Consider the following 21,436-nt stretch of genomic DNA (forward strand, 5'->3'; position numbering starts at 1 on the left):
CGGTCATTTAAACTAAACGATATAGCCTTAGTGTATAAAACCGAAATGTTGGCTGTACCCTGGTAGAGTCAGGGACAGCCAACTGAACGCGGAAAATGTACGTTAAGAGATTGATAAACGCAAAAATCCGGCTTTTGTGCTTTGCACACGGAGTGGTCGTAATACATTTGAAGCAGTCAAATTATTAGTGTGAGGTTATGCTGAGCTCTATTCTTCCTGTTTTGTGGGATATCAGTAATAGAGTATCCTACGCGACAATTAGGACGGGAATTGTTATAGAATGCTATAGAAGAATCGGGATTTGAGCGGTTGGGTGATAGAGCAAGTGGCGCGTAATATCACCGCGATGATGGACTGCCAGAGGTCCCCAAGTAGGGTTCGTATCGTGCATCACCTTGAGTAGTGAGAGCATCCGGTCAAAAATAATTTGCAAATCTGCTTCCCTGGATAGTCCTTCGGTTACGGCGGCCGCCACGACATGTGCTGCATAAAAGCCGGAACGGTAATCTACAGCAAGCGAGCCTGTTGTTTGCAGCAAAGTGCGTAAAAATGCGGAAATGTTCTCATCGTTGTTGTTCCAGTTTTGAATTTCATCCAGGCTGTGATTTTCAAGACTACTCAGTTTGGTTTGCATAATGGCGGAGGCCACAATTCTGGCGGATTGCTTCGCAATTTCGACATCAATGACGTTATTTTCAAGCTCGATGATCGATAAATCCTTGTCGGTTTCCGATTCAATAATTTCTGCCCATGCACCAGCCTGGTCGAAATTGAGCAGGGCGGTGGCGTATGCTCCCAAATAGCCGCGCAAAATATCTGCCGCATGAGGGTCAGAAGCAGATCCTTGATTGCGCAACTTCGCACTTCCTGTATACGCTGCGTTAATTCCCCGGAAATAGCCGATCAAACCAATGGCGGCCGCAGGGCCGAGGTTGAGAACACCAAGTACATCGGATGCGGTTTCATCAATTCTTGAAGCCCAGTAATCAGGCAGGCCTTGCCCGATGTTTTCGCCGATCAACCTAGCCCTTACAACATTTGCCAGCTCTTTAAGCAGACCCACGTCGGCATGCAGAATGTCATGTCCACATACTTCATGAGGAATGCTGGACCAGGCCAGGAGTCCGGTTGTCGCATGAGCAGGAGGCAGGCTAACAATTGCTGCTTTTAGTTTGAATACGGATGCTGCGTCAATCGGCCAAGTGTATGGACCGCTCTCTGGCTCTCCCCATTTAACTAGAGCCGGAATAATGCTAAGATCTGGCTGTTTTACTCCAATCCTGTCTCCCGCACTCAGAAAACCGTCGTAAAGATCGCTGACAACCTCCTGAAAGGCATCAGTGGCCAACTCGTAATAGCCTTCTCCGTTTTGGAGAATGCTTTGAGCGATATCGAGCATAAGTCTAGCGATACTGTTCTTTTGCGGGTCACGGATCAAAATGTCGATGAACCCCCGTTCGCCAAGTTCATCCAGCGTCTTAATGAAAGGGATGACAACCGTTTCCCGATATAAGGCTGGTAGCGTATTATTGACCGCCTCCAGTCTTCCCCGCAATTGATGATAATTTGTGGGGTCCACTAGCCCATTTTGATTCGACAGAATCGCTTTTTTCACATTTTCGATGCATGTTGTCATATTGGAGATGTCAGGCGTGGCTACTGAAACGATTCGGCTTCTTTCGTGTATTCTTTGCATAGGTTCATACCTCCAGAGTTTTATTGATTCAATCACGAGATTTATCCGGAATTCTACCGGAACTTTCGCTTATTTCTCGTTCTCTTAAACGCTCTTCGTTCGGTTCAAGCTTCAGCTTCAATCTGTCCGCTATGGTTTCCGCAGTCTGCCAGGCCCGCAGATAAGGACTGGAAATCAGACGATCTAGGTGCAGGTCCTCCATCCGAGACAAAAATTCCGCAAGCTGTCGGGCCTGTTCGTGCCCTGATTCGGTCAAGGGACATTACGTAAATTGCTGGTTGCTATACCATGACGAGCCACGTAAAATGTAGTGTGATGATTCATGAGTTACATCCTGCCTTTCGTAGTAGCAGCGGCTTAAACGGTCACGGAATCTTTCTTCATTGGTACAACAATAGATCGTACATTACGGCACTTACCAATACAGGGTCATAATAACAAAAATTTAAAAACATATAATATTACATATTTTGAGAATTGAATACTTGTTTATCCTTCTCTAAACACCGTCAACCTCTTTTTTTGTCGACCAACATCCATTTGAATTCTTCGCCAGAGCTTCAGATTATCGAGACTTTGGACTTCGACCGAACCTGTTGATATAAAGAAGACCGGTTAATGCGGCAGTTCGCCCCATCCGCTCCAGGGACCGCTAGCCGGCGCAGTTTGCCAGATGTTCCACAACGTGTCGTTCATCCCGATACCGAAGGCTTCCAGACGGCCATCCTGGTTCAGAACCACTGAAATATTTTTGCCCACCCCACCCAGGCGGTTCCACCCGCTCCAAGGGCCCGAGCTTGGCGCAGTCTGCCAGATGTTCCAGAGTGCGTCGTCCGTACCTATTCCGAACACTTCCAGGCGTCCGTCACTGTTGCAAGCAGCGGTGATTTGCTTGACTCCGCCGGCCAAGCTGCTCCACCCGCTCCAAGGGCCCGAGCTTGGCGCAGTCTGCCAGATGTTCCAGAGTGCGTCATCCATCCCAATAGCGAAGAGCTCCAACCGCCCATCTCGGTTCAGGGTTGAGGCGATCTGCTTGACCCCGCCGCCAAGCGAGTTCCAGTTGCTCCAAGGACCAGAGCTGGGCACGGTTTGCCAGATGTTCCAGAGCGCGTTGTCCATCCCGATAGCGAAGACTTCCAGGCGTCCATCCTGATTGAGTGCGGGGACGATCTGCTTAACCCCGCCGCCAAGCGAGTTCCAGTTGCTCCAAGGACCGGTGCTAGGTCTTGTCTGCCAGATGTTCCACAACCCGTTGTCCATCCCGATAGCGAAGACTTCTAGGCGTCCATCGCTGTTGCACGACGCCGCAATCTGCTTGACTCCTCCGCCCAGACGGTTCCACTCACTCCACGGACCCACGCTAGGTGCGGTCTGCCAGATGTTCCAGAGCGCGTCATCTATCCCAATAGCGAAGACTTCCAGACGTCCATCTTGGTTGAGCGCGGCTGAAATTTGCTTGACCCCTCCGCCAAGCGAGTTCCAGTTGCTCCAGGGACCGGAGCTGGGTGCGGTCTGCCAGATGTTCCAGAGTGCGTTGTTCATCCCGATGCCGAAAACTTCGAGCCGGCCATCGGCGTTCCTCGCCGCCGTTTGCGAGCGGATCTGTGTGGTCGGATAGAGCACCTGAATACCCGTCAAGTCGTCGGGTTGCAGGTTGCGCAACGTGAAGTTGTCGCTGATCGTTGGGAACATCACTGAACCTGAGACGTTGGTGTGGCCAAGACCCAGAATATGGCCGATCTCGTGTAGCGCGACCGTTTCGATGTCAAATGCATTGACCGCGGCTCCGTCCATCCAGGTGTGCTCTTGGTCATCGAAGTGAACAGGCAGTGGCAGATTGTTGACGATGATGGAACAGCCCGGTGGGAAGTCCGCATGTGCTAAAATCCCACCAACCATGCTGTGGTCTGGATCAGCCGCCCGCCGCCACTCGATCTGGATGTCAGGGTTCTGATTGACTCCGACCTCGGCGAAAGTGAAGCCAACCCCAGCAGCACTCCAAGTGGCAAATGCCCGTCGAACAGCGTTCTGCGCAACTTGATTCGAAACTTGCCCGGAGAGGGGGCCAAACGCGAAGGTCAGATTGCGGCGCCCCCACGGGCAAACGGTAGCGAAGGCCAACGGGTCTTGCGTATCCGGCTGTCCGCAGCGGTCTTGACTCATGAAGTCGCGGGTCGCCTCGTCAAAGACCCCCGGTTTTCCGATCGAATAGCGTTGCTGAAAGCGCGCTAGCGCACGAGAAGTACCTTCATCTAGTTCGCCCGTCTCTAGTGCATCCTCGTGGAAGTATCCGAAGCGCTTCAAGTAAATCTGGACCTGCATAAAATCCGGGTGCTGTTCCCCTAGCTTGAGTTCCGGCAGTTCCTTGACCATACGGAGATTTACGATTCTTTCAAGGTCAGCTTTTGGCAATGATTTCTCTCCTCTGGGTAGTATTGTTTAACATTATAAAAGTATGTCCAGTCAAACTTATTGCTCGGCAGGAACTTTATTCCAGTACTTATGTCATTCCAAAAGGAGTGTCGTAAGAAATGTAGAACCACCTCACAGAATGTCTCTTCTGTGAGGTGGTTCTTGCATATGAGCACAAAAATGAATTCTGAAACCGTAGTGTATCTCGTCAAATTCACTTGGTTAATCCGCCCCAATACTACTTCAATTCAGTATGCGAGGCTATGACATTTTGTTAGGGAAGACCTGGTTAACAGTTGGTAATAGGAGTCATCTCACGAAACGGAAGAAATCGTACGCTAAGGGAACTTGGACACCAAAATAGCTGGTTAACGCTTAACAACTCCTTGCTGTATGGGGAGTACAAGCCGAGAAAAACAGAGCATAGTATGGGAATGAATCACCAATTTGTGGGTGACCCATTCTTTCCCTTTGAGATGACCATTTTGACCCCATCTTGGGAACAACCAAAAAAACGAAGCTACCCTTACCCCTAGAGATAGCGCCCATGCTGGGCGCACTAAAAGGAGATAGCGACAACTATGAAGATAGGGTCGTCCCAAGTCGTGTAATGAATCAGCTTCCGCTGAACTAAAGACTGACTATTTATTGAGTAAAGAAAATTCCAAGAAATCAAAATAAATAAAATTACTCAAGTAAAAGAGGTAAGTAAACAAAAGCCAACAGATGAAGCGGATGAAAAAAGCATCAGAAGATGCAAAAGCACAAAATGAATTATTAGACAAAGTTCGAGAAGAACAAATGAATAGGGAAAAGCTCAATGAGATGGATAATTATGAGCGCTTATTAAAACAATTCAATACAAAGATGTATTAAATAAGGAGAACATGACATTAAACAATCACTTGATACCTGTTGGAACACACCCTATTGAAGTAGGGGATTATTTACTCCCGACCAGAGAGGTACTCCGTTTGAAGGGTAATCTCAAAAAGATTGTACTGAACCGATTACTAAGAATGATTGTCTATGGTCAGCCACGTCTTGGAAAGACGACTGCATTAAAATTTGCTTTGGAGAATCTGCCACATTTTATGAATGCGCCCATACCAATCTTTATAGCTAACAGAAACTCATACAAGTTCCAAACGAAGGGGAAATTTTATGCAGATCTTCCCATGACTATGAATTTCCGTTTATAGCTAGAAGACAAGCTGATGAAATGCGGAATCAAATTGTCAATTTGCTAAAAGAAATAGCGGAATTGTCTCGCTTAAAAAGGGTTATCTTAATTATGGATGAGGCACATCGCCTAACGGAATCTCATTTTATTTGGTTAATGGACATCCACAATCAACTGGATCGTGCGAAAATCAGTATGACTGAGATTTGCGTAGGTCAAGAAGAGTTGCTCACAAGAAGAACATTCTTTCTATAACAACATAAGAATCATTGGACGCTTTATGACGCATGAACATCATTTTTTCGGTATCACTTCCTTGGACGATATTAGAGTTGTTCTTCGATGCTACGATTCCTCGGAAATCTCCGCATATCCCGAAAACATTGATTGGAGCTTCACTAGATTTTTTTTCCTGAAGGATATGCGAAAGGTCATCGCTTGGAAGATGATGCTACTTTAATTTATCTACAATTGAAAACGGTAGTATTGACACCTTAACAGATAGCAAATCACTTGAAGGCAATTGGGGCTGTGAGCACCCGCCAAAACCACCAGACAAGCTGCAAAAGGCGTTACAGCTCCACAACAGCAGGTATTACAAACGTGGTGGTGAGTAGTAGTTGGAAAAGTAAGGAATTGGTTTGCTAAATAAAAAAAACAAAGAGAAAGCTCATGAATTAATGAGCTTTCCTTTATTACGTGTAATCAAGCAAAAGAGAAAAGTTGATCCTCAATTAACTCATAGCTATTAATCATCGGAATAAACTGTAGCATTGAAACTTTCGGGTCCCAGGCGAACGTTGTTAACACTGAAGCTTGGATTATAGGTGAAATTAGCGTACGCAGAATAAATAAGTTGACCATTTCCAGGTGTAGGCACATTGTAATTAGAACCAGTAAAACTGAATACGCAAGGACTGAAAAATTCATTGGCCAGAATGATTGTGCCCGCACGATAAACAAGCTGCTGTGAACTGCTCAATCCTCGGTACACTTCTATGACAAAATTCCCGTTAACAGGCAGTTGATTAACAGAAACCTCGATAATACCCGAAAAAACGGATGAACATTCCTGGATTGCTTACCTGTAGTCCATCTTGAGCAAATAATTGTGGGACTCCATTCGTGAGCTGGGGGTTAATTTGTTCAGCTCGTTTGAGCCTTGGGAAGTCCGAGCATCTAAAGTTTTGACCAAGTGATTTCCTCCTTCCGTAAAGGAGTCATATAGAGTTGAAGTTAATCGTCGCTGTAAGTGACAGCATTGAAGCATTCCGGTCCAATGCGGGTGGCTTGTTCCATTCCGGATGCTGGCACAAATGTTGCATAGCAAGAATAGATTAGTTGTCCATTTATAGGGGGAGGCACATTGTAATCCTAACCTTCGAAACTTGCGAGTATAGTGTTGATGGAAGTGAATATAGGCTGCGAAACGACATAAATAGGTTGGCCTGCATTAGTGGCCCCCCTGAAAATTTCCAGTCGAATAGTAGAGGGCAACGAAGATAAACTGGCCACTGAGAATCGATAGGTCCCATTAAACTGAGTACGGATGAGCGGTCCTGGATTAACAATGTTGAGTCCCACGATCCCAAGCAGGGGAGGTGTGTTTGATGGAACGGGGATGTTGAGCGGAGTAATCCCTGTGGATGCGAGAGAGTACGAGCGTCGAGTGTACGAACCATTTTCATTCCTACAATCTATTATACTGAAATATCGTATGTTTCTGATTCGAAAGAGTTTTACGCTTATTGGAAATAAGTTACAGTGATCTATAGAATCAGATATTATGCTGGTATGTCGAATCAATCTAACTATTAAATCTGGCTTTAAGTTATGACTGATTAATGACTGTAAAACAACTGATGTACCAACCGGGAGGCAGTTGAGCATAGGGAACTTCTGATAGAGTTTTAGCTATGCACCTTTGGTTGTTTTGCTGTTTACAAATAGACAAGGAAGCGGAACTTAATCGGATGGATGAAGCACTTGGAATCGTAATGAACAGATTTCAAGCTCGCAACGTGAAGTTATTCAGCGTGGTTACCTGGATAAGAGGGAGTTCGATTATATTAGTTGCGCAACGTTAGCGTCTGGTGTCGAGGGACAAGAACATTGTGTCATTTCGGATTAGGTAGTTATCTAAATAGTATCACGATGGAGATCATGTGACTAGATAAGAGCATATGAACATAAGACTTCGCTTGAATAACGATTTTTTGTTTCAGGAACTAGATTTTTTCGACTAAGGCAAAGAACTAGTTCAAGTTGATAAGAATTTATCTGTTTCATTAAGCTAATTGGCAGGATAGTTGAGTTGATCGTCGAAATGTAAGCAGATAAACAGCAGGGAAGTTGAGCGCTAAGCAACTGAGCGTAACGGTTGTCCGGCAGAGAAAAAAATACAAAAGACGCCTCTGAAAAAGAATTTAAGAATTTAAATGTTATTATGGAAAGTAAACATTTTAAAGGGGAAATTCAAGCTTCAGCCAGGGACTCGTATTGTGGATAGCTATAGGATAAGAAGAAGCAGAAAACAATGAAAGGTGAAATCTGCTCCTCCTGAAAATAAATTACACAATCCAAACTCGTCTAATGCTAGGTCTTTCATCGATAAATTTTAATTCATACACATCAGGGTTCGTTATTGAGACTCCCTTATCAAAATCCCAATTTTGATCGTAATGATTAAACAAGATCATCATTGTCAAACGATGGGTAAACAAGAAAGTGGGGTTTTGATTATCATGCCTTATTTCATCTATTAGACTGGTTGCACGAACACGTACTTCTTCGTTAGATTCGCCATTTGGAAATCTATGATTCGTATCGGAAAAATGTTTCTTTAAATCTTCAAATAAGTTACTCCCCTGGTAATCTCCTATATTCCGCTCTTGTAGCCTTTTATCTTTGGAGAATGTTTGGTTTATTCGTGCTGCAAAAATTTCAGCCGTTTTGCTTGCTCTCAAATATGGACTGCTAATTAATCGACTATTCTCAATAGTGGTGATCCGCGATAAAAATTCAGCCAATTGCTGAGCCTGCTTCTGGCCATCTTCAGTCAGCGGTGCATCTGGTTCGTTAGAACTTGCCTCACCGTGTCGAATTACGTAAACAGTTGAGTTTTGCTCCATATATAAAACACTCCTTATTTAATTTCTGGCGAGTTCTAACACTGCATTAGCTAACACATTTGTTATGTTCGAGCCATAAGAAGCATCGATAATCAAATCGCTCGCTTGATGATAATTTGGATTTGGGTCATCAACGGGTTCAGATGGCATATTGATAAAAAAATCTTCAAAAACAACAACAGCATACCCTTGCTGATGGAAAGATGCATGGTCACTTCTACCGATCGCACCATCGAATACAGTTCTGTCGGGGTTATTAACAGTGCTTGTACCTTGATAGCATTGAGGTGAGGACATAGATGGTACTCTAACAGCATTATTTGCTATGGTTTGAGCTATAGATACAGAAGCATTCCGAATATCTTCATCATTATGACCCTCATGTATTTCAAACAGATGGTTGTTATCACTGTTAAAGCCAATCATATCTATACAAACTGCAGCTTTAACTGGTGCGCCTGTCGCTTTAAGCATAGATGCATATACATTGCTACCAACAAGTCCTGACTCCTCAGCATTAAAAAACAAAACCGGACGGTATGAGTGAGCTGATCCCTGTACTCCAATAAACACTTAGCAATTGACAAAACAACAGCCAGCTATTCCAGAAGCATCATCATCTGCGCCAGGTGCGGGTGTTCTTTTGATCCAAAAATCTGAACCATTTCAGATATCTCATTATTTAATATGTTTATGGCTAATTGGAGATGGGGAGTGGATAAACCTAATTCAGCTGCTAAACCTCTTAAGACGCGATCGGAAGAAACTATAATCGTTGAATTAGCCTGTACAAGATATCGGTTTAACTCGTGCTGAAGCGTGCTTTTATTTTGATAAATGACAATGCGATTGAATTGAGGAAAATAATCCTTCAAATTTTCCTCAGATACAGATGTTTCAGGCAAGAACACAACCATTTCTACATCAAAATGTTGTAAGCTTTCCATCAATGTGGCGATCCCCGGTAGGAAATCAACTCCAACTACTTCACTTCCCTCGCTATAGCGAAGCATGACGAATGATTGGTCAAACAAAAAAAATCGATTTAATATTCGTTGACATTAGTTATCCCCTTTCATATGTATTCGCATTTAATATCTCAAACAATATATATAATTATGATAATTTAAAAATGGATTAAATGGATTTTATTTCATGATTACTTTGTAAATACTTGTAAAAAATAAGATTCGATGATCAAACACTAAATTTTAATATTACGCTCAAGGAGATGCTGAATTGTGATAAAACAAATTGATAAAAGAATTTACCACTTTACTAATGAGTTGCATCTTGATCGATTGGATGAATCATTCAGTGATACCGAGTTGAAGAAAGAAAACTCAAAACCCACAATAAATCCGTTAACAGGGAATGCTGCATTTGTAATGTTGAATCTTGCGGCGTCGAATACTGATGACTCCTTCATAACAAGGGCAATTGAAGCGGTCAATCATAATTCTTCTGTCTTGGGGTTTTCTAGAGATTCAGTAACGGAAGGAATGGAATTTGTTCCGGATCCTAGGGTAATCGAAACAAGTGCAAATACATCTGTTGTTCATTTGCATCAAGTTTATCGCGGGGTCCCGGTTTATCAAATGTCTAGAACCTTTCGTTTTAAGGAAAATGGCACTCTTGAAGACATTGTTGGAGATAATGTGAGTATAAATGAAGAAATCAACCTCATACCTGAAATTACTGTGGATTCAGCAATAGTAGCAGCAAATGAGTACATTAATGCTAACCAGACTTCAACTGAAGTTCAAGTGGATGGGTGGGGGCAACCACTCCCAAGTGTAAAAATCAATACAACAGAATATTCCCCTAAAGTATTAACTACGTTTCCATCCCCTGCACAGTACACAGTATTAGACAAAGGGGTGTTTGAAGAAAACATCACAGCAAATTTAACGATATTCCCACAATATCCAAAATTGCGTTTAGCTTGGCACTTTGCAATTACCCTTCTAGATACTAAGGAGCAGTATGAATTCATTGTAGCGGCTGATCAGAAACAATCGAGTGAGGTTTTACTTTGTAAAAGGAAAGGTTCTCATATGAAGGCTGAAGGAAGTGTGTTCGAGTTTAACGGTGGGGAACAGCGAAAACTCTTTACATTCCCGAGACCCATAACTGAATATCCAGTCAAACCATCATCGGCACTTCCTAGTATTTTTCCTGTTGATTGGGTAGAGGAAACCAATACCAAAGGAAACAGTACGCAGTCATTGATGTGTGACTCAAACGTTTCAATCGTTGAATGCATGCAAGCTGTCCCAATGGAAGGAAAAGTGGACAATGGCAAGGTTACATTTATACCTTCAGATGATTCTGGCGATGAACAGAAAATACTTAATGCCTTCTATTTTTGCAACTATATGCATGATTTCTTTTATATGCTTGGTTTCGATGAAAAATCCGGGAATTTTCAGGATAATAACTCTACTGGATTAGGTCTAGAGAAAGATTATGTAAAAGTAAATGTGTTTTCTGGACCTGTCTATGGAACAGCAAACATGAGGACACCTGCTGATGGAAGAAATCCGATAATGAATCTAGGTGTCGTGTCTTCTACTAATCGCCATACAGCCCTAGATGCTGATGTGGTATTCCATGAGTACACTCATGGTGTAACAAATAGACTTGTTGGGGGACCGTTGGATCAAAATTCTTTAGGCATGCCACAAAGTAGTGGGATGAGTGAAGGTTGGAGTGATTACTTTGCTCTTACAATTCAGAATTTCAGTCGTACACAAGAAAAAGTGGTTACAGGAGCATGGGTAGTTAATGATATTAGAGGAATTCGTGAATTTAAGTATGATGATGATTTTCCCGATCACTTTGGCGATCTCGGAACGGGACGGTACACTGAAGATGATGAACATAATATTGGTGAAATCTGGTGCGCTACGTTAATGTATTTAAATCGAAAATTAGTAGAAAAATTAGGGAAGGATAAAGGATATAATTTGGCTTGGAGAATTGTAATTGACAGTCTAAAACTTTCTCGCGCAAATCCAAGTTTAATTGATGCACGAGATAATATGTTAAGTGCAATTCGAGACCTAAGATTAATTAATCAACTCAGTGAAGATGATTTTAAAACAACAAATCAATGTGCCTGGAGAGCTTTTAGTAAATTTGGTATAGGTCCTAATGCAAGTAGTAATGGAGCAACCTTACATGGAATAGTTGCAGATTTTGAACTGCCACGGGATATCTAAACAAAACAATTTGAGCAAAGGGATAATTATTTTATTATCCTTTCATTAGGGATTTTAAGGGATGTTAAACATGTGCTCAATACAAACAATTACGATCACAGTCATATTGACAATACTCTCAAAAACATACCGAGTTTTGTGTCGAGGGACAAGAACATAGTCCGATTACCGATTATATGAATATCTAATCATTGATAACATGCATTTAAAGCTTTGTTAAGTACCATAATACATGAAAATGTTCACAATGTTATGTCACAGCTGACAAGATGAGAGGTTAAACACGGTTGCGATTAAAAAGGCGAAATACGGCCTGAAAATAGCTGCTGAGGACAAGAACTTGTACCGATTACCGTATTGGACAAGAACATGTTCCTATTGCCGATTAGGCGTATATCTAATCGTCATCTTGCCCTTCAATTCATTAAACTAACGGCTAGTTTACGTTAATGATGAGTGTAGCTGACCGGAAAGCAAAAGCAGCCTGAAATGGAAGAACGAATTAACAGATAAATTAACCAATACCACAGGGCCGGAGGGAAACATTTCCGGCTCTATTTTTTTAGGGAATTTAAATTTTTTGAAGCGGAAGTTTGCAGTTATTGCTATTGCCGCAGTCGTTTGTATCAACCGTAGCTATTGTAGCAGAGCAGCCTATTCACATTAACTATTCAAATTTGACTAGTGCGATTTGAATTTGGATATATCAACGATCGCTAAGGCAACTGGGCTCACTGAACAGGAGATCATTCAATTGAAAAGATAAGCCCTTTTTTTAAAGTCGCTAAAATAGCGGCTCTTTTTGATTTTAAGAATTCGTTCTTTACTGAGTTTTTATTGTGAACATTATTATGAAGTATATTAATAAGTTCAAATTAATATTCGGAACAAGCTTTTCTTTTTGGGGCGTATGGGATAATATACCTATATAAAATAAACGCATAGTGGCAATATTTTTTCATAACTGGGAAGTTTGATAGGTGTTTAGGATCTGTAAGTCCTATAAACAGTAGAAAACATAAGAACAAGGTAAAATCCATGTGAGAAGCAAGTACATACTAAAGTAGAGTTTTAAAAAGAAAAGTAGAAATTTTCTTTTATAGCATTAGCAGGAATAGTGACTACTAGCATGGTGGGTACAGAATCAGCCGTATAAACAAGAGGAAAAGCAACTGTAGAAGTTTTACTGAATACGAAGATGATGAATTTCCCGGATGCAAAGCCGTTCCAGGATCGTCAAGGTATTGTGATAGTTGCAATTCGCTTCGTTTCGGAAGCCTTAGGAGCAAAAATGTCTTACAGGTTGGACGAACTTTAAAGTTAGCCAAGCTGATTATATTCTTCTTAGAGATAGCGACCTGGACGACTATGCAGTAGCTATTGTCAATCCGTTAAAGTAAAAAGAAAACAGCTAGGAGGTCTGTGATCAATAAAATTCTCGTGAATCTGAATAGAGTAATAGTTTGAACAACTTAGTAAGTTTAAATTTGATTATTAATTGAAAGAAATGAGGACAGAGCTGGTGAAGAAAAAATTAGTCGTTACGGGTGCAGTGATATCTCTCTTAGCAACAACACTTCAGATACATGCAGAAACTCCTACTTCTCTGCATACAAATCTGGAATCAAACCAGATGATTTCAAATGCAAATGAAAAAAAGGGGGCACAGGGGGAATCATTCAAAGATATTCAAGGTCACTGGGCGGCGACTAGCATTCAGACGGCGCTGAATAAGGGGATTGTCAGTGGTTATCCCAACGGCATGTTTTATCCAGAAAATAAAGTGACACGTGCAGAGTTTCTAAAGCTCATGGTCAGCTCACTGGGGCACAAGGTAGGGACACCAACAACAAAAGCACAATGGTATGATGAATATGTCAAATCAGCTAAAGTGAATAATTTGTATGTGGAAACCGATTTTCCATCCTCGGACTGGACCAAACCCATGACGCGAATGGAGATGGTACATGTAGCAGCACGGGCCATCGGGCAAGTGGGGGAGGATAACTATGACTTTCTATACATTGCTGTGAAAAATGGACTGCTTTCGGGTACGGGTAATGGAAGACTTGATCCAGAGGGTACCACCACTCGTGCTCAAGCTTTGACCGTCATTGACCGAATCGAGAAAGTACGAAGTGGGGAAACGCTGAAGGTAGATCTTGCAGCATTAAACAATGCTGCGAAAGCCAAAAATGCAGATAGAGATCCTTGGGGGCGTATCATTCGAACCACGAATCTCCCTAGAAACGCTAAGGATTTCCCCTATGTATTGGAAGACTATCCGAATGAAATGTATGAGATGAAACCCAACATCATTGTGGATACGACGTCAGCCCAACTAGCCAAGTCGGATGAATATTTTAATTATAAGCCTATTATGGATCAGTGGAAACAAACCACAGAGAACTACTATAACTTGATGCTTAATGTCGATTACAGAACGATTGATGAAGAGTGGGCTAATGAACTATACTCATATCATAATCAAGGGTTCAGGGTAGTGCTTGCAGATATGAGGCGATATGTGCAGTGGGTGAAGGAGAATAAGATAATCATCAAGGGTTCATTAGTTGCCGAGCCTTCTATGCTGACTGACGCCAATCGATTAGCAGGTTACTTTATTCGCACTAAATTTGAATTTGAAATCGAGGCATATAACAAGTATGAGGACGTAATGTTTGACGAACGTTTCATGAAGGCAGGCCCCTTCAAAAAAGGAAAAAAATATGAAGGGTATTCGGATATTCCGCTCTCTACAAATTCAAACACAGAAGATTTAAAAGTAAGTGGTATGGCTACTTTATTTGATCGAAACTCTATAGTTCGTGAAGTGAAATGAAGGCTTTAATAAAGCCAGTAAAGATCCTTCACAAGTATGGAACGGGATCTAAAGTACAAATGGTTGGATTCAATTAAAGGTTAACCCGAAAGAATACATAGCTTATCTCAGGAAAAACCAGTCTGATTTTTATCTATGGAGCGTGGAAACATTGAAAAAAGTAACTCAACTCTTATTAAGTGCTGTATTGATAATAGGTATATACCCATTCACCGAAAGCACAAGTCAGGCTGCAGTTACCTCATTTAAAGATGTACCTGCAAATCATTGGGCGAAAGCATCCATTGATGCCGCAGTAGAAAAAGGTTATTTCAAAGGATATAGCAATGGGACATTTAAACCGGGTGCGACGGTGACGCGCGCAGAATTTGCAACATTGCTGTCCCGAGTGGCCAAAAGAACGGCGAAAACGGATCAGGCAAATGTGTTTAAGGATTTGACCGGCCACTGGAGTGAGGAAGAAGTGAATCGTGCAGTATCCCTGGGGTTCTTGAACTCTTCAGATTACCCGAATGGGTTTAAACCTAGCACCGCATTAACACGGGAAGAGATGGCGAAGTGGCTCAGTTCAGGCCTCGCTGCTAAAGATGAAGAGTACAAGCAAGCGCTGAAAGATACAGAAAACACGCTGGTTCCTGTAGCAGAATACTACAAGGGCGGATTGAAGAAATCAGCATATCCCTTCGTATCAGTAGTTCTGGGAACCGGATTAATGAGTGGCTATCCAGATGGCACCTTTGGTCCAGGCAAAACGACCACACGTGCAGAGGCAGCGGTTATTTTATCACGTTACGAGCAGATACAGGAGAATGAGGCAACTTCGTATAGAGATCTGAATGAGATGCGCGAAGTGGGATTGACTGGTACAAACCTAACTTCTGCTACGCCGTATGTTTATCTGAAATCAGAAGACGGTACAATTGCAAGCTTTGATCGCATCGTTGGTAAATCGGCCAAATTACGCAATAATTTGGGTACCATTATGCCGCATAGGATGATTGTTACCCATGCAAATTCTAAGAAAAGCGTTCTAAATCTTTATGGGAAGATGTTCATTGACAAGAATTACAGATATCCTATTAAACAGGAATTATATGAGGTTTTTATCGAAGTAACGGTAACTCCGAAGGGTGATAATTTAAGAAATCTAGCTTTCTACCAAGCTATAGCCGACGTTTTTACAACGGTAAACAACTTTGATAGTGGAACAGTAGAAGCTTATGGCATCAATAATCTGCCGGTTGAAGAGTACGTGGATTCTGGTTTTTTCAAAAAGGAAGTGCCACGAAAGTTCTGGATGCGGTTTGCGTTAGCTAAAACTTCAGATGGATCTTCCACAGGAACCTGGAAAACCTTCACCATAGACCAAAATACGAGTTCTTCTTTTAGTCTCCCACTAAGATAAGTCGAATGAAGAACTGCTACAGACTTAAACAAAAGCAGGGCGGACCGGGGGGAAGTAATGGTAAATCCATAGTAAGTGGTGAAGATGTTGCTTCGTTCATCAGCCAATTTAATTTAGTACGGGAAATGGAAGGTATACAAATTATTATAGGTTTGGAATGGAGTATTTCAAATCAATCTTAATCTATAGGTATATAGCAAATTACTATTTTTAACTTTGGAGGTCCTATGAACACTAAGCTTATCTAACTTTATTAATGGTATTATTGTTACTTTTCTCACAGGAGTAATGACCCCTTGGGACAGTGTTGTTTACGGTAGTGCCGTTGATTCGAATGCTGAGACAAAAGATAAAACTAACCTACAGTGGATACCTCACAATTATAGGATAAATGGAACAGGAAAACCTATAGTGAGGAAAACGACAGTCGATTACACTACAGGTTTATTTAAGAATGAGGATACTGTACTGGACTTCATAGACACCTCTTCTGAGTACTATTTCAAGTCCATTAGCGGGATGAACACGAAAAACCCTTTAATCACTTATGCGATATAAAAGGGCGGAGCTACAGAAAAACTTCTAAAGTATGATAGCTGTAAGAAAGTTGTTACTACCCTCGCAGATCGAAATATCAACGATGGAGCGATTGACGAAGTTTACCCAGATACAGGGATGTACGTCGTAGAGAAGGGAAGAAGAGAATACCTAGTTTATTCTTTAGCTACCAATAAACTGATACACAAAGCAAAAGAAAGACCCATGGAACACTCAAATATTTTTGTAACTAACTACTTGTACCACAATTACTTTGATCCAGAGTTGTCTATTGGAGCATTATATGTGGAAGCAGGTACGTAATATGATTCAAAAAATGAATATGTTTCTTACCCGGGAGAATATCCTTACGAGATCAAGGTTAATGGAAAAATAATAAAACTCCATACAACTAGAGAAAACGCCGCAGATGATTATGTTGACAAGAGAAAGTTCGCTCAATCAAGTCCAAATGGTAAGTATGTCGTACTCCAGGTGAACTTCATTGAAAACAATCGATCGGTCAAGGAACAGCAGAATACCGGGTTTTTGAAACTCAGACAGGGAAACGGGTTCGAACCATAACGATTAATACGACTGGATCATCTTCTGCCATTGATTACGGAGTCAGTTGGATGGGGGGCACGGATCATATCTTTCAATCTGGTCTTTTAAACCAAGGTGCCTACCGTGTCATCGGGAGCGATCTAATGACACCTCGAAGATATGGTAATGTTGTTGACGATTTTACTGAACCTTATTATAGCTTTTCACTAAATGATTACTTGAGTATAAATGATCCTATTCCGGTGAGTTTCGAGGGGAAATACCTGAAGTATAGTGGTCAGGGAACGTTCAGTCAAACTGATCTAACTATGTACACACCTGTTTCGGAATTAATGGCTCTCTTAGGTGGAACCATTAGCAATAAAAACGGTAAGATTACCCTTACTTAACAAGAGAAGTCGTTTAATCTGAATCCCAAAAAATAAATCTTTTGGAAGAACCGCACCTATTATCCAATTAGATATGTTCTAACTGGCGTGGGATTAAAACTTTTTACTAAATCTAACAAACTAGCTTCCGAAGAGTGGAGAGAACTTCAGATTGTGAAGTAGTTTTCAAAGTGTATGTCGGAGGACTAGAACATAGTTTCTTTGAAGTCGGTAAATTAGCGGCTTTGTTATTTTGTCGGTACAAGTTCTTGTCCCGAGCCAAGTACAAGAACTTGTACCGATTGCCGGAATGGACAAGAACATAGTCCGATTACCGATTAGATGTACATCTAAACATTGATCACATGCACTTAAAGCTTTATTAAGTACCATAATACATGAAAATGTTCACAATATTATGTGACAACTGACAAGATGAGAGGTAAAACACGGTTGCTAGGTATTAAAAAGGCGAAACATCGGACTGAAAATAACTGCTGAGGACAAGAACATGTTCCTATTTCCGATTAGATATATACCTAACAATTCTCTGTCCTCTAATTGAGCGGGAACATGTTTGTTTAGAAGGCGGTTTTCCTGCAGTAGTAATCATTAAAGGGGATTCCCATGGTGAACCGAGAGGATATACCTATATTAAATGAGTATATAGCGGTAATATTCTTATTATAATCTGTTTTGTTAGTATTTAGGTCCTAAAATACCTATACATAGTAAAACACCGAAAATAAGTACATACGAACTTGAGGTAGTTAAGAAACTAGTTTTAACCGTATTAGTTAGATAGGATGTAAGGCTGATAGTTTCAGGAACAGAAACGTACGTACTAGAGCATTTGAATAGGAGGTCTCTTTAACAAAGAAATCGTTTGTAGAATCTATATTTAACTTGGTTGCTGAGTAGAAACCTAAATGATGGAGTAAAGGAATGAAAGAGATGAACAAATGGACGATGAAGGAAACATTGAAAGGAAAGACCTTTTCCATAATTATCCTAACGATTATTTTGACCATTGCAATCAATAAATTGGTCAATCGAATAATGACTCAAGAGGTGATTTTTGAGGGGGGGTTATACTCTTCTTATACAAACCATTTCTCACTTGGTATCTATGGTGTAATATTTGCAATCCCCGCTGGATTTATAAGTATTTTAGTTGTAAAGCTCTTTACGAATAAGATTAAAAGGCAGTCTAATCCCTTTGATGATGAAAAAAAATTCAAATGGCATAGTATGTATGGAACTGTTTGCGGATTTATTATTCTGTTTCTTCTACTTAATTTAACCAATACGTATGCATCTCAAATGCTAGTATCTGATGTATGGGATGGTTTCATACATCTAGCTATTTCATTCATTATTCCAATTGTCTTTGCTGTGATATCTGCAAAGTTGATCAACAAAGTTATGGTTCGTATAACAAATACAAACGGAAGATTAATTGAAGAGATAGAGGCAGGAAAATACGATAGAGAGATTCTAAGCCAGAGAGATAAAGCTAGAATGTTGAAGTTATTAAAAAAAGGAAGCGTGTCTTCCTTGAAGGGAGGAATGATGCGGCTCAAAGTCATTGATTTTTTACTTTTGGTCGGTGGTACTATTGTATTCGTTCTGCTGTTAGTACTGGATAAGGTTGTCTCATTATTTAGTAATCCAAACCATGGTACCGGATGGAGTAATGGGGAAAGTAATTTACACGAAGAGAGAGAACGATTAAAAAGTAAGGCATATGATAACGCTGAGGAAAAACGGGAACAGGCCGATTTTTCAAAAAAAATGTTTGTAAAACAAGCTAATTATAACGTTAGGTATTCGCAATCAGAATGGAATCGAGCAGTTCGAGATGAAAGAGAATATCAAAGGGCAAAACGTGATGCAGATTCGTTATAGTTTGTCAGCTATGTTCATGTTGTGGTTACAAAAATGTGGAGGTAAAAAATCTGGCTTTGTGCGAATGGATGTGCCCATCCCTCCAGACCGTACATGATCGTGATCGAAATGCGGCCCTCAATCTACTGCAACTGGCCAACTAAATGGCATACATTGGGGGAGGAACTCCCCTGTAAGCTGAGGCAGTTGCACTATTGACCAAGAAGCACCCCACCTCTTAGGTAGAGTGTAGTTCACATATCGAGGGATAGGAGCTCCAAGTCAGAGCCAATAAGCTGAATGAACAAAAACTGTCTGGACAAATTAGTGAGAAAGATTTCTTGAGAATGGAAAAAGGCTTAGCTAAACTTGAAAAATGATCCGTCCATATAGTGTGAAACTTTTACGTACAATTGTTTAAGGAGGATATCTTCACATGAAACGTATGTCAATTTCTGAATTGAATGAAATTTTAGTAAAAGCAACATTCTCGGCCAGACAAGAGGCCAAAAGCAATGGTGTGCCCATTGTATATGAAGAAAATGAAAAAATGATCAAGGAATATCCGGATGGCAGAAAAACAGTGATCATATATGAAGAAAATGGTAACAAAAAGGAAATTGAATACCCGTGAGCAAACCCGTCATGACTGTTTTTGCTGGAACGAATGGAGCAGGGAAAAGCACACTAACTAGAACTTTAACGATCAGTTAGGAGAGGTTATTGATCCGGATGCCATTGCAAAAACTATCAATCCTTGTCTTCCGGAATCGGTTTCTCCATCAGCTGGAAGAGAAGCTATCAAACATTCAGTGAATGTATACAGAACGGAAAAAGCTTTTCCCTTGAAACAACGCTTGTCGGTAAAAATGCAATGCGGAAAATAGAACAAGCCAAAAAGGCAGGGTTTGAAATAAACCTGTATTACTTAGGTCTTAAAAACGTGGAGTATCACATCGAGCGAGTAGAAATGCGAGTAAGGAATGGTGGACATCATAATCCAGAAGATGATATCCGAAGACGATATGACCGATCGATCGCTCTTTTATTTTTGATAATACCTCAAAATTTAGATTAGTAATGGAGGTTGAAAGAGATAAGGTTCAAACTTTATCTCAAGATATTCCCCAGTGGGTTAAAGGTGCCTTTTTAAAAGGATCGGAGAAAGAACAAGATCACACTCGTGCGGACGAGATTACTCGCGAAGATATACAAAAACAGAAAACGAAAGGGCAAGATTTCGAACGATGATTAGAAACGGAAAAAGTTAGCAAATAAGCTACTTTAACTCCATACGATTGGAGTGGTACAATAGCATGAAAAGGGTCTATCTTAACTGATTCTCAAAGGATGTATATTTCATATACAACTGCAAACGGCAAGAGTTTTTATTGGAGACATATTAGTGACTTACCCAAGATAAGAAGAACTGTTGTGGACAGATTGATTGAACTGGGTAATACATTAAAAACAGTCGAACCAAGAGATTAGAATCGACTATAGTCAACAAGATCATTATTGATGTATAAAAACAACTGTGGTATTATATACTACATAAAGAAGACGGTGCGCTATACCGTCTCCCTGCACAATTATTGTTGAGTAGGGAATCCCATCTCCATTAATGATGACAAAGACGGAAATAACCCACACTTTTGGCGCGAACCTCAGAGTGGGTTATTTCTTCTTCTTATCTACATACGTTAGTACCGCAATTAGAAATGTTGCGAACATTATCACGTCTGAGAAGGAGAAGTTCATAGCGCTCACCTCCTTTCGGAGATAAGCTAACCGCACTCAAGGCAAATCATGCCATTTGATTATAGCATATAGGAAGCGTATTTTGAATCATAAAAATAAATTGGTGGTCGCGGCATACAATCTAGCTACTTTGCACATACATAGAAAACAGGGTGATTGAATCTGGAATAAAACGGATGAATTTATATGAATTATCAGCCAATGCCTAGACTCACTACTAAAGTGTCGAGGGACAAGAACATATTCCCATTAAAGTCGCTATTTTAGCGGCTTTTTTATTTTATCGGTACAAGTTCTTGTCCCGAGCCAAGGACAAGAACTTGTACCGATTGCCGAAATGAACAAGAACATGTTCCCATTCTCGATTAGATGAACCAATTTGAGTAAAAATATAAAAATAAATGCAACATTTTACTGAAAATT

General features: G+C 40.9%; 17 protein-coding genes and 1 pseudogene. 11 read left to right on the plus strand and 7 right to left on the minus strand.

Annotation, left to right across the window (positions count from 1 at the left end; genetic code table 11):
• Nucleotides 1–283 precede the first annotated feature (283 nt).
• From V6668_RS31105 to V6668_RS31115, 3 genes are all read right to left on the minus strand, one after another.
• Nucleotides 284–1,696 carry a hypothetical protein gene (locus tag V6668_RS31105; RefSeq protein WP_338709028.1) on the minus strand — a complete coding sequence of 471 codons (1,413 nt, stop codon included), beginning with the start codon at nt 1,694–1,696 and terminating at the stop codon, nt 284–286.
• Between the two features lie 28 nt (nt 1,697–1,724).
• Nucleotides 1,725–1,898 carry a histidine phosphatase family protein gene (locus V6668_RS31110; protein ID WP_338709181.1) on the minus strand — a complete coding sequence of 58 codons (174 nt, stop codon included), beginning with the start codon at nt 1,896–1,898 and terminating at the stop codon, nt 1,725–1,727.
• Between the two features lie 413 nt (nt 1,899–2,311).
• Nucleotides 2,312–4,108, minus strand: a complete 1,797-nt coding sequence (locus V6668_RS31115) for a matrixin family metalloprotease (protein ID WP_338709029.1) — start codon at nt 4,106–4,108, stop codon at nt 2,312–2,314.
• A gap of 735 nt (nt 4,109–4,843) precedes the next feature.
• On the opposite strand from V6668_RS31115, the gene V6668_RS31120 reads away from it, so the two are divergent.
• Both V6668_RS31120 and V6668_RS32290 read left to right on the plus strand, forming a co-directional pair.
• A complete protein-coding gene (locus V6668_RS31120) occupies nt 4,844–4,984 on the plus strand; it encodes a hypothetical protein (protein ID WP_338709030.1) in 141 nt (46 codons plus the stop codon).
• 322 nt (nt 4,985–5,306) lie between these two features.
• Entirely contained in the window at nt 5,307–5,546 is a 240-nt protein-coding gene (locus V6668_RS32290; RefSeq protein WP_422395302.1) for an AAA family ATPase, read from the plus strand.
• Nucleotides 5,547–6,039: 493 nt separating this feature from the next.
• On the opposite strand, the gene V6668_RS31125 is transcribed toward V6668_RS32290, so the two are convergent.
• The 4 genes from V6668_RS31125 to V6668_RS31140 all read right to left on the minus strand — a co-directional run bounded on the left by V6668_RS31125 (nt 6,040) and on the right by V6668_RS31140 (nt 9,456).
• Nucleotides 6,040–6,273 (minus strand): hypothetical protein, encoded by a 234-nt coding sequence (locus tag V6668_RS31125; protein WP_338709031.1) that lies wholly within the window; start codon nt 6,271–6,273, stop codon nt 6,040–6,042.
• A gap of 1,588 nt (nt 6,274–7,861) precedes the next feature.
• Nucleotides 7,862–8,422 carry a histidine phosphatase family protein gene (locus V6668_RS31130; RefSeq protein WP_338709032.1) on the minus strand — a complete coding sequence of 187 codons (561 nt, stop codon included), beginning with the start codon at nt 8,420–8,422 and terminating at the stop codon, nt 7,862–7,864.
• 18 nt (nt 8,423–8,440) lie between these two features.
• A complete protein-coding gene (locus tag V6668_RS31135) occupies nt 8,441–8,995 on the minus strand; it encodes a M28 family metallopeptidase (protein WP_338709033.1) in 555 nt (184 codons plus the stop codon).
• Between the two features lie 26 nt (nt 8,996–9,021).
• Nucleotides 9,022–9,456 carry a hypothetical protein gene (locus V6668_RS31140; RefSeq protein WP_338709034.1) on the minus strand — a complete coding sequence of 145 codons (435 nt, stop codon included), beginning with the start codon at nt 9,454–9,456 and terminating at the stop codon, nt 9,022–9,024.
• Between the two features lie 207 nt (nt 9,457–9,663).
• Between V6668_RS31140 and V6668_RS31145 the strand changes: the two genes are divergently transcribed.
• From V6668_RS31145 to V6668_RS31180, 9 genes and pseudogenes are all read left to right on the plus strand, one after another.
• Complete coding sequence (locus V6668_RS31145) at nt 9,664–11,646, plus strand: M36 family metallopeptidase (RefSeq protein ID WP_338709035.1); 1,983 nt, start codon at nt 9,664–9,666, stop codon at nt 11,644–11,646.
• Nucleotides 11,647–12,820: 1,174 nt separating this feature from the next.
• Nucleotides 12,821–12,946: pseudogene (locus V6668_RS32295) on the plus strand (copper amine oxidase N-terminal domain-containing protein); the annotation flags it as partial.
• A 222-nt stretch (nt 12,947–13,168) separates the two neighbouring features.
• Entirely contained in the window at nt 13,169–14,488 is a 1,320-nt protein-coding gene (locus V6668_RS31150; protein ID WP_338709036.1) for an S-layer homology domain-containing protein, read from the plus strand.
• Nucleotides 14,489–14,630: 142 nt separating this feature from the next.
• Nucleotides 14,631–15,893 carry an S-layer homology domain-containing protein gene (locus tag V6668_RS31155; RefSeq protein ID WP_338709037.1) on the plus strand — a complete coding sequence of 421 codons (1,263 nt, stop codon included), beginning with the start codon at nt 14,631–14,633 and terminating at the stop codon, nt 15,891–15,893.
• Nucleotides 15,894–17,065: 1,172 nt separating this feature from the next.
• The gene (locus V6668_RS31160) at nt 17,066–17,386 is read left to right on the plus strand and encodes a hypothetical protein (protein WP_100527980.1); all 321 of its coding nucleotides are present in this window, start codon (nt 17,066–17,068) and stop codon (nt 17,384–17,386) included.
• 924 nt (nt 17,387–18,310) lie between these two features.
• Nucleotides 18,311–19,273 carry a hypothetical protein gene (locus tag V6668_RS31165; protein ID WP_338709039.1) on the plus strand — a complete coding sequence of 321 codons (963 nt, stop codon included), beginning with the start codon at nt 18,311–18,313 and terminating at the stop codon, nt 19,271–19,273.
• Nucleotides 19,270–19,416, plus strand: a complete 147-nt coding sequence (locus tag V6668_RS31170) for a zinc ribbon domain-containing protein (protein ID WP_373888074.1) — start codon at nt 19,270–19,272, stop codon at nt 19,414–19,416. Before V6668_RS31165 ends, V6668_RS31170 begins: the two co-directional genes overlap by 4 nt.
• A gap of 272 nt (nt 19,417–19,688) precedes the next feature.
• Nucleotides 19,689–19,886: a hypothetical protein gene (locus V6668_RS31175; protein WP_100527982.1), complete on the plus strand. Its 198-nt coding sequence runs from the start codon at nt 19,689–19,691 to the stop codon at nt 19,884–19,886.
• A gap of 446 nt (nt 19,887–20,332) precedes the next feature.
• Nucleotides 20,333–20,503 (plus strand): hypothetical protein, encoded by a 171-nt coding sequence (locus tag V6668_RS31180; RefSeq protein WP_338709040.1) that lies wholly within the window; start codon nt 20,333–20,335, stop codon nt 20,501–20,503.
• Nucleotides 20,504–21,436: the final 933 nt, after the last annotated feature.

It is taken from the genome of Paenibacillus amylolyticus (genome assembly GCF_036894225.1).
Lineage (GTDB): Bacteria > Bacillota > Bacilli > Paenibacillales > Paenibacillaceae > Paenibacillus > Paenibacillus amylolyticus.